Origin of the sequence: Halanaerobium saccharolyticum subsp. saccharolyticum DSM 6643 (genome assembly GCF_000350165.1) — a bacterium.
GTDB classification, from domain to species: domain Bacteria; phylum Bacillota; class Halanaerobiia; order Halanaerobiales; family Halanaerobiaceae; genus Halanaerobium; species Halanaerobium saccharolyticum.
The window spans coordinates 544,033-557,529 of the sequence record NZ_CAUI01000005.1 but is presented as its reverse complement, the minus strand read 5'-3'; the positions used below and the strand labels follow the sequence as shown (position 1 = coordinate 557,529).

At 28.7% G+C, this 13,497-nt stretch carries 10 protein-coding genes; 2 read left to right on the top strand and 8 right to left on the bottom strand.

Annotated elements, in window-relative coordinates:
• Positions 1-10 precede the first annotated feature (10 nt).
• The gene (locus HSACCH_RS03030) at positions 11-298 is read left to right on the top strand and encodes an EscU/YscU/HrcU family type III secretion system export apparatus switch protein (protein ID WP_005487742.1); all 288 of its coding nucleotides are present in this window, start codon (positions 11-13) and stop codon (positions 296-298) included.
• A 2-nt stretch (positions 299-300) separates the two neighbouring features.
• On the opposite strand, the gene HSACCH_RS13700 is transcribed toward HSACCH_RS03030, so the two are convergent.
• From HSACCH_RS13700 to HSACCH_RS02995, 7 genes are all read right to left on the bottom strand, one after another.
• Positions 301-1,776 (bottom strand): 4Fe-4S binding protein, encoded by a 1,476-nt coding sequence (locus HSACCH_RS13700; RefSeq protein WP_005487741.1) that lies wholly within the window; start codon positions 1,774-1,776, stop codon positions 301-303.
• A 95-nt stretch (positions 1,777-1,871) separates the two neighbouring features.
• Complete coding sequence (locus HSACCH_RS13695) at positions 1,872-3,083, bottom strand: YeeE/YedE family protein (RefSeq protein ID WP_005487740.1); 1,212 nt, start codon at positions 3,081-3,083, stop codon at positions 1,872-1,874.
• A gap of 23 nt (positions 3,084-3,106) precedes the next feature.
• Entirely contained in the window at positions 3,107-5,518 is a 2,412-nt protein-coding gene (locus tag HSACCH_RS03010) for a PAS domain S-box protein (protein ID WP_005487739.1), read from the bottom strand.
• A 182-nt stretch (positions 5,519-5,700) separates the two neighbouring features.
• Entirely contained in the window at positions 5,701-8,742 is a 3,042-nt protein-coding gene (locus tag HSACCH_RS13690) for a PAS domain S-box protein (RefSeq protein WP_005487738.1), read from the bottom strand.
• A gap of 24 nt (positions 8,743-8,766) precedes the next feature.
• Positions 8,767-9,255 (bottom strand): methyl-accepting chemotaxis protein, encoded by a 489-nt coding sequence (locus HSACCH_RS13905; protein WP_084815723.1) that lies wholly within the window; start codon positions 9,253-9,255, stop codon positions 8,767-8,769.
• A gap of 27 nt (positions 9,256-9,282) precedes the next feature.
• A complete protein-coding gene (locus tag HSACCH_RS13900; protein WP_005487735.1) occupies positions 9,283-10,467 on the bottom strand; it encodes a methyl-accepting chemotaxis protein in 1,185 nt (394 codons plus the stop codon).
• A 575-nt stretch (positions 10,468-11,042) separates the two neighbouring features.
• A complete protein-coding gene (locus HSACCH_RS02995) occupies positions 11,043-11,567 on the bottom strand; it encodes a hypothetical protein (RefSeq protein WP_005487733.1) in 525 nt (174 codons plus the stop codon).
• A gap of 304 nt (positions 11,568-11,871) precedes the next feature.
• Here HSACCH_RS02995 and HSACCH_RS02990 point away from each other — a divergent pair, with 304 nt between their 5' ends.
• Positions 11,872-12,672, top strand: coding sequence for a hypothetical protein (locus tag HSACCH_RS02990; RefSeq protein WP_005487732.1), 801 nt, complete (start codon positions 11,872-11,874; stop codon positions 12,670-12,672).
• 93 nt (positions 12,673-12,765) lie between these two features.
• Here the strand turns inward: HSACCH_RS02990 and HSACCH_RS02985 are convergent, their stop codons facing one another.
• Positions 12,766-13,413, bottom strand: a complete 648-nt coding sequence (locus tag HSACCH_RS02985) for a Spy/CpxP family protein refolding chaperone (protein WP_005487731.1) — start codon at positions 13,411-13,413, stop codon at positions 12,766-12,768.
• Positions 13,414-13,497: the final 84 nt, after the last annotated feature.

The following is a 13,497-nucleotide window of genomic DNA, read 5'->3' as shown; positions in this document are numbered from 1 at the left end:
GGTAATAAAAGTGACAGCAGACATGAATAAAGAAAATCTTAAAACTAAAAAAACAGTTGCTTTAAAATATAATCAAAACACGGATCAAGCTCCAAAAATCATTGCAAGCGGTGAAGGAAGTATTGCAGAACAAATAATAAAAAAAGCCAGAGAAGAAAACATCCCTATCAAAGAAGATAAGGATGTTGTTCAAGTCCTGGCTGAACTCAATATCGGTGATGAAATTCCAGAAGAATTATATACTGTTATTGCAGAAATACTTTCGTTTTTTTATGAATTAGAAGAACTGCAGTCTTAATTTTAAGTTGATTCTGCATAAAGCTGACTCTGGTCAAAATCTTTATCTTCCAATAATTGTCGGGCTGCAGCTTCCATTGGTCCAGGTCCACACATATATATTTTATAATCATCAAGCTCATAGTTATCCATAACATCAGTTACAAATCCTTTTTGACCATCCCAGTTATCATCAAAGGCAACAACCGGTATAAATTCAAATTTGTCAGATTGAGCATCCATTTCCTCGAAGAATTCTCTGTAGAGAAATTGATCTTTTTTGTTAACTCCATAAATTAGCTTTGCCCTATTAATTTGGTTATCATTATTAACTATAGCCTCAACAATTGGAATAAAGGGAGTAATTCCAATCCCGCCACCAACCAGCATTACATTCTCTGCCTCTTTATCTACAACCAGTTCGTGACCCATCGGTCCTTTAAGTTCAATTTCCTGTCCTTTTTCAAAATCAGAGAAAATTATGCTGGTCCCATAACCATCTGTCATTTTCATTACAGTTACTTTAATTAAACTACCTTCATCTTCTATACCAGCAATCGAATAAGCTCTGTACATTTGATGTTTTTCAGAGACCTTAACTAATATAAATTGACCAGCTTCAACATCAATTTTTGTAGGTTCTTCCAATCTAAATGAAAATTCTTTAATGTTTTCTGAAAATTTTTCTATGTTTTCAATTTCAGCTTTTATTTTATCTTTTTTATAATAATCTAAATCAACTTCTTCCCAAACATTAAAATTATCAGCAGAATCTGATTTTATGTCTAATATACCTGCTGGACAATTTTCTACACAGGTGTTACAACGAATACATTTCTCGTTGTCCAGTTGTCCATTTTCACTCCACTCTAAATATGGCTCAAGCTGCATCGGACAGACCCGGGCACACATTCCACATTCATGACAAATTTCTGTTGATTCAATTGTTACCTTTTTATCCGTTTTTTCATTAACTCCAAGAGCTTTTCCCGCTTTATAACTCAGATGTTGAATAGTTCCCATTGGACAAAATTGACACCAGGTTCGGGGAGAATAAAAAATAGATGTGATCCCACCTAATATTGTTACCATTAAATAACTTGCTACAAAAATAAAACCCAATTTATCTAAAAATGGGGCCTGACCATAAATATTAATTACATTAATCATTTTTCTTCCAATTTGGAAAGAAAAGAAAAGCAAAAAAGAAATTCTTAAAAAATTAGATTTAAAAAATTGAGGAATGGCTCTGTTTTTACTAAATTTAAGTAGGATTGAATCAAATAAACTTCCATGTGGGCAGATATTTCCACACCAATACCTCCCTTTTAAAAATGAAGTTAGAGAAAGACCTGCAATTACAGGTAATACTAATAGACCCAATTTGGGAATCCACAAGCCACCAACAGCAACAGTTAAAGTAAAAATCCAAGCATATTTTCTTAATAAAGTAAACGTTCGATTTGTTTCAATATGATACAAAGATTCAATATTTTCCATTTATATTCCTCCTGATTTTAATATTATAATATCTAAATATTACGATATAATAATTATAAACAAATGTCAATAACTAATCTCAAATATATTTGAAATCACCTAACTATAAATTTACTTAAAAACTTACTACCTAAATAAATACCAATTATAACAAAAGGTAAATATAACCACCCATTTAAGGCTAAAGATGACACGGCACTATAAAAACCACCAATATTACAGCCTGAAGCTACTCGTGAACCATAACCCATTAAGAAACCACCTGTAAGTGCTATTAAATATTGTTTTTTGTTTTTAATTTTTTTAAATTTAAAACGACCTGTTAGTAAAATACTAATTAAAGCTCCCAGGATAATACCAAGATTAGACCAAAAAATAAAATCAAAAAAAGGAGATATTATCTCAAAATCTATATTCTCAAAAGTAATTCCTAAAATTGATAAAAACCAAAAAATAAGATTCATAAATCCAGTGCTTATTCTCCAGTAATTTCCTGTCATCTGAAAATAAATAATATTGGCTGCTGCAATAATTAAGGCGCCAATCCAATAAGGCCAGATATTATAACTTAAATATTTTAATGGATGGAAAAAGATATTTTTGATCTTTAAAAATAAATTCTCAAAATTATCTTTCCTAAAAAAATCATTAAAACCATTAAAAAAGGAAGATAATGATTTATCTTCTTTGATAATTAGTAAAAAATAGATAATAGCTAAAATAACAAGCTGAAATGAGATTCCAAAAATCCAATTTGAAAACATTTCTGGTAAATGGTATGCTTTTTTAGCAAAAGTTAAATTATTCCAAAACCCTTGATCAAGTCCCCCTCTAAGAGATCCAAGAAGAAATCCGATTATAACAAGATGCTGCATTTGATAACCTTCTCCCAGACGAAAGAGGGTTCCAGAAGCACAGCCACCGCTAACTGAAGCTCCAAGTCCAAAAATAAAGGCTCCAATTGGAATATAAATACCAGGAATTAAAAGTTTCCCACCTATTGGAAGACCAGATTCAAATCTAAAAAATTGTATTATTCCGAAACCTATAGTTGTAATCATTAATGATAAGACTAAAGCTCTGCTTAGTTTAGTCATTCCAAAAAGAAATGGATCTCTAAATGCTGCTGTAAAGCATATTTTTGATTTTTGCATAGCAAAGCCAATAATTAAACCAAAAGCAAGACTATAGGCTAATACATTTTCAACTTTAAATAGAAAAATAAATAAAACAAATACTAAAGCAGAAATTATCATTGCTAATTTTTGTTGTCTATTTTTTCGCTGCTGGTATAATTCACTTCTCAAAGATAATCGCCTCTCCCAATTTTTTAGTTTCTTTTATTTATATACATTTTTTGATCTGCTTTTTTAAATACTTCATCTACGCTTTGACTATTGTTTTCCATCACTTCAAATCCAATAGAAATTGATAAAGATTTTCCCTGAGTTAGGACACAATTAAATTCTTCTACATTTTCTTTTATTCTTTGACAAAAAATATGAGCCTCTCTACGATTAGTACACGGCAAAATTATAGCAAACTCATCGCCACCTATGCGAGCAATCACATCTTCTGTTCTAGCGGCCCTTTTTAATATATTTGCTGTATTAATTATATACTCATCACCTTTTTTATGGCCATAATTATCATTTATATGTTTAAGACCATCTAAATCACCAATCACAATTGTTATTGGATATTTACGTGAAGATTCTAATCTACTTAGTTCATTTTCGAAATATCTTCGATTATATAAACCCGTCATCTCATCATGAAAAGAAAGATATTCTATTTTCTTTTCTTTCTTTTTTCTTTCTGTTATATCATTGTATAAAGCATAAATACCTATCTGCCCATCTGCTAATTTTATTGGAAAAGCTTGAACAAATACATCCATTCTTTTTCCATCTTTATTTTTTCTTATTGCTTCTACCTTAATTTCTTCACCATTTATAACTTTTTTAGTATATTCTTTTCCAGTTTCCAAACATTGTTTTGGTAAAATAAAATTATCAATATTTTGATTCAACATTTCTGGCTGTTTAAATCCAAATAATGATTCAAATTTACCATTCACTTTCATTACCTGATTTTTATTATCTAAAAGAGCTATTGCTTCTGGCGAATTATTAAAAAGTTGTTCAAAATATGCTTTTTGTTCTTTTATTTTTTCTTCCTGTTTTTTTCTTTGAGTAATGTCAATACCTGTAGCAACAATGTATTTTATTTGCTCTTCATTATCTAAAATAACATTATTAGACCAAGAAATTTCTTTTTTTTCACCGTTTTTAGTCAACCAATAATTTTCATATCTAGTAGGATAATCTTTGTTTTTCAACTGATTAAAAACATTTTCAACTTTTTCTTTTGCATTTTTTCCAATAAATAAATCCCAGACAGTTCTTCCTTTTACTTCAGCTTCTGTATATCCTGAAAGTGTTTCACAGGCTTTATTAAAGTAAACAATTCCACCTTCAGAATCCAACAATAAAACTAATCCACTCTGAACCTCTAAAATATTTGATAAAAAGTTCTTGTGATCCTGAATTTCCTGCTGAGCATCTATTCTGTCTAATGCCGCAATAACATGTGAAATCAAAATTTCAGCTAGTTCTAAATCATTTTTAGAAAATGAATTTTTTTCAGCTGCGGTTGCCTGAAAAACCCCGAAACTGCCGATAGGAATACTGATGGCTGATTTATAAATCTTTTTTACTGCAGCAGCTTCTAAATTATTCTGAAGGTCATCAATAATAAAGCTTTTACTTTCAAGATAAGTTTTAGCTGCTATACTTTTTTTGGATAGAGGAATTTTTTCCTGTTCGAAATTACTTGATGAAGCAAATGGTATAAGTTCTTTACCTTTGAGCAAAACAATATTACAAAGATTAAAATCTAAAATATTTTCAGCTGCTTTTATAGCCATTTCACATACTTCTTTTTCATTCTTTAATTTTTTGAAATCTATAGCTATTTTATGTAAATCTGTAATTATCTTTTCTTTTTCTTTTCGAGCAGTAATATCCTCAGCTGAACAAACTACATACTCCACTTCTCCTTTTTTATTTAACTTCGGGTTTTTAGTTATTGCTAATAACCTCTTTTTTCCTTCATAATTTTCTAACCATTCTTCAGTTCTAATTTTTTTCTTTTCCCTAAATACTTTTTGATTGCCAGTATTGCAAACCTCAACTTCGTCTTTTGTCAAAAATTTAGTTAATTTCTTGTTTTCTATATCTGATTTATCAAACCCTATAAAATCAGCATGTGCCTGATTTACTTTTCCATAAGTTTCTGGATCTTTTAAATACCAGATTTGAGTATCAATTGTATCCAATATCATTTTTTTCTCTTCGTTATTTTTAAGCATTTTTTTGTAGATATCATATTTATATAATGCAAGTTCAATATTATTTTTAAGTTCCTGACTGCTAAATGGCTTATTTAAATATACTGAAGCTTCAAAATCCTCAATCTCATCTTTACATGAAGAAAGAATTATGAAAGGAATATTAGTTTCTGAACTAATTTTTTTAGCTACTTGATAACCATTTATTTCACCTTTTAAAATAATATCTATAATTATAAGATCTGGCGAATTATTTTCTTTCAAGATATAATCTACTGCTTTTTCGCCATAAGCAAAAACAGCTGAAACTTGATGACCAAGCTCTAAAATTATATCTTTAATTTTTCTCTGATGCAGCTTTAAATCTTCAATTATCATTATTTTTTTCATGTTTAATCATCTCCGATAAATATAAGTCCTAAAATATCAACTATACCAATATATATTTATTATAACTTATATTATTAAAAAAAGAAAAGATTAGTTTGTTTATAAAAAAAATTACACTCTTCTTTTTTTGTTGTTTAAAATTAATTCTTTATTTAACCCGCAAGCTTTTTTTATATAGGGTTTTATTTATTTTTTTCATGAATAATCGAATATAGGTATTCCTTTTCTGCAAAAGGTATTGGCTGGCTGTAAACCTCGACATTTTTTATTTTACCATTAGCTGTCCGATGTTTAAAATTAAAATAATTTCTATTTTTTGCTTTAGCATTTAAAATTTCTTTTTTGACTTCTTTTTTTTCTAAAATATTTATATCTGTTATTTTCATTGAAGTTAGTTCTTTTTTACTCCAGCCATAAAAACTTATTGCAGCAGGGTTTGAATCAACTATATTTTCACTATCAGGGTCAATAATTAACATAATCGTGTTATCATTCTCAAAAAGAGCCTTATATCTTTCTTTAATGTTTTCATATTTAATTCTAGTTTCTTCTAGTTCAGTAATATCTCTATAAATAACATAATATCCCATATTGCCTCCATTTAAAGAAACAGAGAAAGCCTGAATTGAAACTCTAATCATTTTACCATTTTCTTTTTTTCTGACTGTTTTTGAATTTATACTTTCTCCCTGAACTAGTTTTTGAATATAATTTTTAGTTTCTTCGATTCGAGCTTTTGGTACAATTTTTTTAATGTTTGCACCAATAATTTGCTGTTTTTGATATTCAAACATATTTATAAAATAATTATTTGCTCGAATGATATTAAAATCCTCATCTAAAATTACTATACCATCTTCGGCTTTTTTAAATAATTCTTCATAATCTTCTTTTCTTTTTAATAAATGTTTTTCTTTTTTAGAATTATTTATTTCTTTTTTTAATACATCTACTTTAAGCTTTTCAATTTTATTATTCTCAATAATTTTTATAAAAGAATCTACTACCCGTGGAGAAAATTGGCTTCCTTTATTTTCTTTAACCTCCATTAGAGCCTCTTCTGTAGTTAATGACTTTCTATAAGATCTTCGAGATAACATAGCATCCCAGGCATCTGCTACTGCTAAAATTTGAGAAATCACTGGTATTTCATTCTCTTTTAATCCCTCAGGATAACCTCTACCATCCCATCTTTCGTGATGATGCAGCATATATTTAGCTATTGGTTTTAATATTTTAGAACTGCTCAAAGCTTTACTTCCCCAGGCTGGATGCTTTTTAATTAACTCAAACTCTTGCTCTGTTAGTTTTCCTTTTTTATTTATTATATTAAGAGGAATAAGTAATTTACCTATATCATGAACAAGCCCTGCCCAATAGGTGTTTTTTATTGTTTTTTTCGAAAGATTCATCTCTTTTGCTATTGCAGAAGCTAATTTAGCAACATTTTCTGAATGACCTTTTGTATAAAGATCATACATTTCCATAATTTTAATAATGGAGGTTAATAATTCTTTAGTGAAATTGGTCTGCAGATCATCAAATCTTTTAAAAGCAAAAAATGACGAAGCTAAAGTTGAAAAAGATTTTAAGACTTTTTTAGTTGTATCAGTAAATTCTTTACTGCTGTTCTTTTTAATATCAAGAGCCATTCGACCGACTGTCTGTCCGTCTATTACAATATTTATATATAGCGAATTTTTAATGGGTTTAAATCCCTTTATAAAATCTTCTTTTGTTTCTGATTTTAGTTTATTAATTTCAAAAAAATAATCATTGGTACTATTTATGGTTTTACTATCTTTATGAAAAAGGAATTTCTTATCAAATCTTATTTTTTCTAAAATATTAAGATCATGACCAACAGCATCTATAAATTCACATTGTTCCTGCTCATTTATGATACATATTTTACCATAATCAGCTTCTGGAATTATCTCTATAGCTTTATTTAATAAATCAGAAAAAAATTCTTTTTCACTAAGTAATGTTTTATCTCCCATATTAGATACAAGCTCAATCATATTAACAAATCTTTGATTAAGTAAATTCACTTCTTCAAAGGACTGCTCTAATTCCTCATTCATAGCCATAATTTCTTCGTTATAGGCTGTTATTTGCTCAAAAGAATCAGAAAGTTCTTCTTTTTGTTTACCAATTTTTTCTTCTCTAATCTTTCTGGCTGTAATATCAAATACAAAAGCTTCAATTACAAAAAAATCATCAGATTCCTTACTGATTTTTGCACTCATGTTCAACCATATATGGCTGCCATTTCTTTTTATTGCTTTAAAATCAAAATCTTTCACTTCTCCATTTTCTTTTAAGCTTTTTACAAGTTCTTTTCTTCTCTCAGGATTGACATATAATTTTCTAGATAAGTCAGGATAATAATTTAATACTTCTTCAACACTATCAAAACCTAAAATCTCTGCCATAGTCTTATTTATCTTTACAACTCTTCCATTTGAAGTAGTTGTAACAATACCCACAGGAGCTGAATTAAATAAATTTTGATATTTATATTCACTCTTTTTTAATTTTTCTTTAAAAATACTTTCTCTTTTTTTATATTTTTGAATATTTTTTAACCAGCTTTCTATCTCATATTCTACAATCTGATTATCTCTATAACCTTCAGGCTCTATATAATAAGGGTTTTCATGAATTTTACCCTGCCAGATTATATAATGGTGAAGCTCAATTATTGCTTTTATAATACTGTTATCAAATTTATTAAGATTATAGCGGCACATTGCCACTACGGGATAATCATCAAAAATATATTCATTGAGCATCCATTCATAGTCTATTATTTCTTTTTTACCATTTTCAAAATTTAAAACCCAGCTCAGTTCACCAGTTATAGCTAAACCTTTGTAACCTTCTGCTAATGCATTCATCGACTCTTTTTTTAGAGTTTCAATCATTTCTTTTGCTTTGAAATTATCACTTAAAGCATAAGTTTCTTCTTTATCTAAAAACTGCAGCTGACCATTTTCTATATATGAATCAAAATCAGAAAGCTGTTTTCTTAACTCATTTATAAGAATTTCTTCATTTAAATCACCTTTTATATAAAGACATTTTTCATTTCTGGCCAAACTTGTTTTAATAAAAGATATTGAGGCAGAAATAATTTCTTTTTCATTTTTATAAAGCAGTACGATATGATCTCCACTTTTTAATTTGTCGAGATTAATAATTTTTTTATAATTAAACATATTTTCAGCCCCTTTTTATGATTATTATAAATTAAATTTATTTACTGATTCTGTTAAATCATTTGCCATAGCTGCTAGACTTTCTGCTGCACTAACTATTTCTTCAGTTGATGCACTCTGTTCTTCACTGGCTGCAGCTACTTCCTGAGAGTTGCTGGCTGCTTCTTGACTAACTGAAGCTATTTCATTAACAGTTGCCTCTACATCTTTACTATTAATATTTACTTTTTCAGCTTGTTCGTTAATCTTTTCAATTAACTCTCTTAGTCTTAAGGCAGCACCATTAATCTTTTCAAAAGCATTCCCTGTAGTTTCAATCGCAGATACACTATTATTTACTACTGTTCCTGATTCGTCCATTTTACTAACTGCATTTCCAACTCCATTTTGAATTTCTTTTACCAGACCACCTATCTTATTAGTAGCACCTTCTGATTCTTCTGCTAACTGTCTTATTTCGTCTGCTACCACAGAGAACCCTCTGCCAGCCTCACCCGCTCTAGCTGCTTCTATAGCTGCATTTAAGGCTAATAAATTAGTCTAGGCTGCAATGTCATTAATTAATTCTACAATCTCTCCAATCTCATTTGATAAATCTCCTAAATTATTAATAGTAGCTGCTACATCGTTTGCATTTCCTTTTACATTTTCTATTTGTTCTATTGAATTATTTAGTGATTGATTACCATCATTGATATTGTCCATTACATTATCTGCCTGCTCATCCATTTCTGTTGACATTTTTTCTACATCATTAATTTGATCTATAAGTTCATTGATTTTGCTGGTTGTTTCTTCAACTTGAGCTGACTGTTCCTCTGCTCCTGATGCTACCTGCTGGATAGATTCTCCTACCTGCTGAGCTGCTGTAGCTACTTCTTCTCCTGAAGCAGATAGTTCTTCACTTGATGCTGAAAGATTTTCAGCTATATTCATAACTTTTTGAATTATGTTTTTAAGACTATCCAACATATCATTTAAAGCATCAGCTAAATCACCAATTTCATCTTTAGATTTAATTTTTATTTTCTCAACTGATAAATTTCCATTTGCTATTTCTTTAGCCATTGCTACTGCTTTTAGTATAGGATTTGTTATTTTTTTAGAGAAGAAATATGCTATAATAATCACAAGTAATGCTATAATAGCTATCTGAATATAAGTATTTCGAGTCATAGCAGCTACTTCAGCAAATGCCTCATCCTCGTCAATTTCTGCAAGAATTGCCCAATTCAGTCCTTCAATATCTAATTTATCATAAGAGCTTAAGACATTAATACCTCGATAATCTTTAACTATCTCAGTTCCTTCCTGTCCAGCTAAAGCACTGTTGACTGCAGCTGTATTAACCTCTCTATTTAAAATATCGTTTTCATTAGAAAATCTCGAATCAGAACGCATTAACATATCAGGACCAACTAAATATGTTTCACCACTTTCTCCCATGCCAGTAGTTTCGCCCATAATATCATTGATTGCCTCATCTGAAATCTGTAAGGCAACTACACCAATCACTTCTTCGTTATCCATTATTGGAGCAGATACAAAAATTGCAGGTTCTCCAGATGGAGTATAATATTTATAGTCAACTAGTGTAACATCATCTAACCCTTTATTATATGCCTCGGCTAAATTGCTATTACTTAGCTGTCCACTGCTTAAACTCTGTCCTAAATCATTTTCCTTTGCTTCAGTGTATACTATGTCTCCTTCAGTGTTAATCAAAAAAACATCATAATATCCATATTCTTCGGCATATGTACTAAAATATGAATTAAACCGATTAAGAAAAACATTGTATATTGAATTTTCTATTCCTTGATTTTGATAGACCCGATCAAAGTTTTTAAACGATTCTTTTACAATAGGTGTGCCGCTTAAAACACTAACATCTCCCTTTCTTTCTGCAAAAAAGTTTTCTATTTGATTGGCCTTATAGGATGATTTAAAAAATATAATTTATATTTATATATAAAAAATCAGTAAGCCAATCCAGACTTACTGTCTTATAATGATAACTAAAATATTAAATTGTTTTAATAGCAAGTACAAGTAAATTAATTTTTCGAAAAATTATTTATAAAATTTATTTTAACACAGCTTAAAAATTAAGTAAAGATAATCACAAACTTTTATATTAGTTATATTAAAAGTCTCTAAGAAACAATTTGAGACTCCAATGGGGAATCCCGCGCGGACTACTTATATATATAATTGCCGACTAAAAACATAGCAAAAGCTAAAAATATTAAATACAAGACTAACTCAAAACTCATATCATAATGTAAATTTATATTTTACTATTTCAAAGCGATATCGGCCTGGTACCACTTAATAAAATCTTCAATAAATTCTTCAGGTAATAGTTCTAAATAAATTTCTAGTTCATCTTCAGCAGTTTCTGCTTCATATTCTATAATAAATTTTCTTCCAGCTAACTCATGTAATTTTTCATCTATGTCTTCAAGCTTGCGAAAATGAGGCACTTCTACATCTTCTCCTCTTAAAGATCTAAAAATTATCTGTTCAATATCTTTTCTATTAACTACAATAGTTTTTAGATGGTCATCTCCTTTAACCACAATAGTCCTATTGGTAAGTATAATTTCTTTATTCCAGACTTTATAGGTGTTTATAATAATTGGTAGTGCATCAAAAACAAATAAAAGTACTCCTGAAAGATAAATCAAATAAATTAATATTTTTTGATAAAAACCTATACCTGGATAAAAAAACTGAAGTAAAATTCCGGCTAGAAATATTCCGATTGGTGTATATATTTTTTCTAAAAATTTGTATTTATTGTATTGATAAATTTCTTCCATAATTAAAACCTCCATCTATATATTTTAAATTTATAATATCATTGTTATTATTTTATTATTTCTGTATATATATAAATTATCCTGCTTAAATTATTATCATAAAAATAGAAAAGACCGGAATTATCCGGCCTAATTTACATCCTGTCTATATTTTAATATAAACTGATTGTTATTTCAAATCGAAGATAATTGATAATAGTTGATTTTCCGACATCAAAAAAACCTAAAAATTGTAATTTCGATTAATTAACAGTATAATTAATATAGAGAGTATTAAATTAAAAATCATAGGAGGTCTTAAAAAATGATCAAAAAACTTACTATTTTAAGTCTAGTTATATTATTTGTTCTCAGCTCTATTTCTGCAGCTGCTGTAGAAATTGATGATTTTGATAAAAATTTATTGATCAGAGTTTTTAAAGATGTTAATAGTGAAGATGTTGAATATATGGCAAGACTAGGTCTTGACAGTAAAGATATAAGTTTAATTTTGTATTATTACAGCAATTCTGATAAAAGATTAGATAAAGATGAGCTTGATAGACTGGTTAAAAATAGAGAAAGAATTAATGAGTTCCACCGCTATTTTGGAATGCCGTCAATAATTTTTGATGATGAACTTGTCCGTTTTCGACATCCCTATCGTGAAAGACATTTTCCACCCTTTAACACCAAAAAATATGATAAAAAATATAAAATTAATGGTGGTACAGAAATAATCAAAGTTAGAGGTAATAATTATGATTACCGTTACAATAATAAAAGAACAGGTGTTGAAGAAAAAATAGAAATAAAAAATAAAAAATATGAATATTATTATCGTGATCGGAATATGATGGAAAAACTTGAAGTGCATCATGCTAATAATAAGTATAGTTATTATTATAAGAATTTTAATAATGGTAGAACAATAAAAAAAGAAGGAAGAGGAAGGAAAGCAAATAAATATAGTGTTTATGAAGAGCTAAAAGAAAAGTATCGTGATCTGGAAGATGATGACTATTATGAAGATGAATACGAGGATGATGATAATGATGAGGATGATGATAATGGAATAGATGTTAAATTTGATATTAAAATTGATTTAAGTGATCTCTTTAATTAAAAAATTAATTAATTAAATTTGTATTGCTATTTAAAAAGGCCGGATTTCTCCGGCCTTTATTTTTATCTAAAATTTATTCAAATTTTATTAAATTTAGTGGCACCATCCTGCTCCATAACCAAATTCTCTATCATTATAATTTCTGCTGTTAAAGCCATCATTTCTATTTCCAGAGAAACCTCTTCCCATCATTCCATGGCCAAATCCATCATTAAATCTTGAATGTCCATTTCTACCATAACTTCTATTAGAGTGATGTCCAAAATCATTATTGAAACGTCCCTGGAAGCGATCTTCATTACCCAATCTATTTTCTTCAATTAAATTTAGCTGTTCTTCAGTTAAAACTTCTGCTATATTTTCTTGATTAGCCATTCTTTTCTCGTCCATCTGCATAAAAATATCTTCTAATTTATCTTCAACTTCTCCGATCTCAGCATTACTTGCATTTCTAAATTCTAAATCTCTAAGTTCACGGTTTAAATTTCTCATTTGATCTCTTAATTCTTCAGTTTCATTATAAAATTCTTCTCTTAAATCAGCAATTTCATTAATCTGTTCCTGACTAAGTTCAATTCTATTATATCCTACTCCATCACCATAATTTTTTTCTCCTGCATTATATCTAGGCTGATTATTTGCTGCACCCATATTTGACTGAGAACCATGAGCAAAAACTGCACCTGTAAATACTGCTCCTAAAACCACCATTACTAGTAAAGCTGTTAATAATTTTTTCATATCTAATTCACTCCTTTAATTTTTTTGTTATGCTTTTCTTAACTTCTGACTTCATTATAGGAGTAAATTATGAAGGAAATATGA

Coding starts and splice junctions, on each gene's coding strand:
- HSACCH_RS13700 (WP_005487741.1), bottom strand. CDS start 1,776: ATGGAAAATATTGAATCTTTGTATCATATTGAAACAAATCGAACGTTT.
- HSACCH_RS03010 (WP_005487739.1), bottom strand. CDS start 5,518: ATGAAAAAAATAATGATAATTGAAGATTTAAAGCTGCATCAGAGAAAA.
- HSACCH_RS13690 (WP_005487738.1), bottom strand. CDS start 8,742: ATGTTTAATTATAAAAAAATTATTAATCTCGACAAATTAAAAAGTGGA.
- HSACCH_RS02995 (WP_005487733.1), bottom strand. CDS start 11,567: ATGGAAGAAATTTATCAATACAATAAATACAAATTTTTAGAAAAAATA.
- HSACCH_RS02990 (WP_005487732.1), top strand. CDS start 11,872: ATGATCAAAAAACTTACTATTTTAAGTCTAGTTATATTATTTGTTCTC.
- HSACCH_RS02985 (WP_005487731.1), bottom strand. CDS start 13,413: ATGAAAAAATTATTAACAGCTTTACTAGTAATGGTGGTTTTAGGAGCA.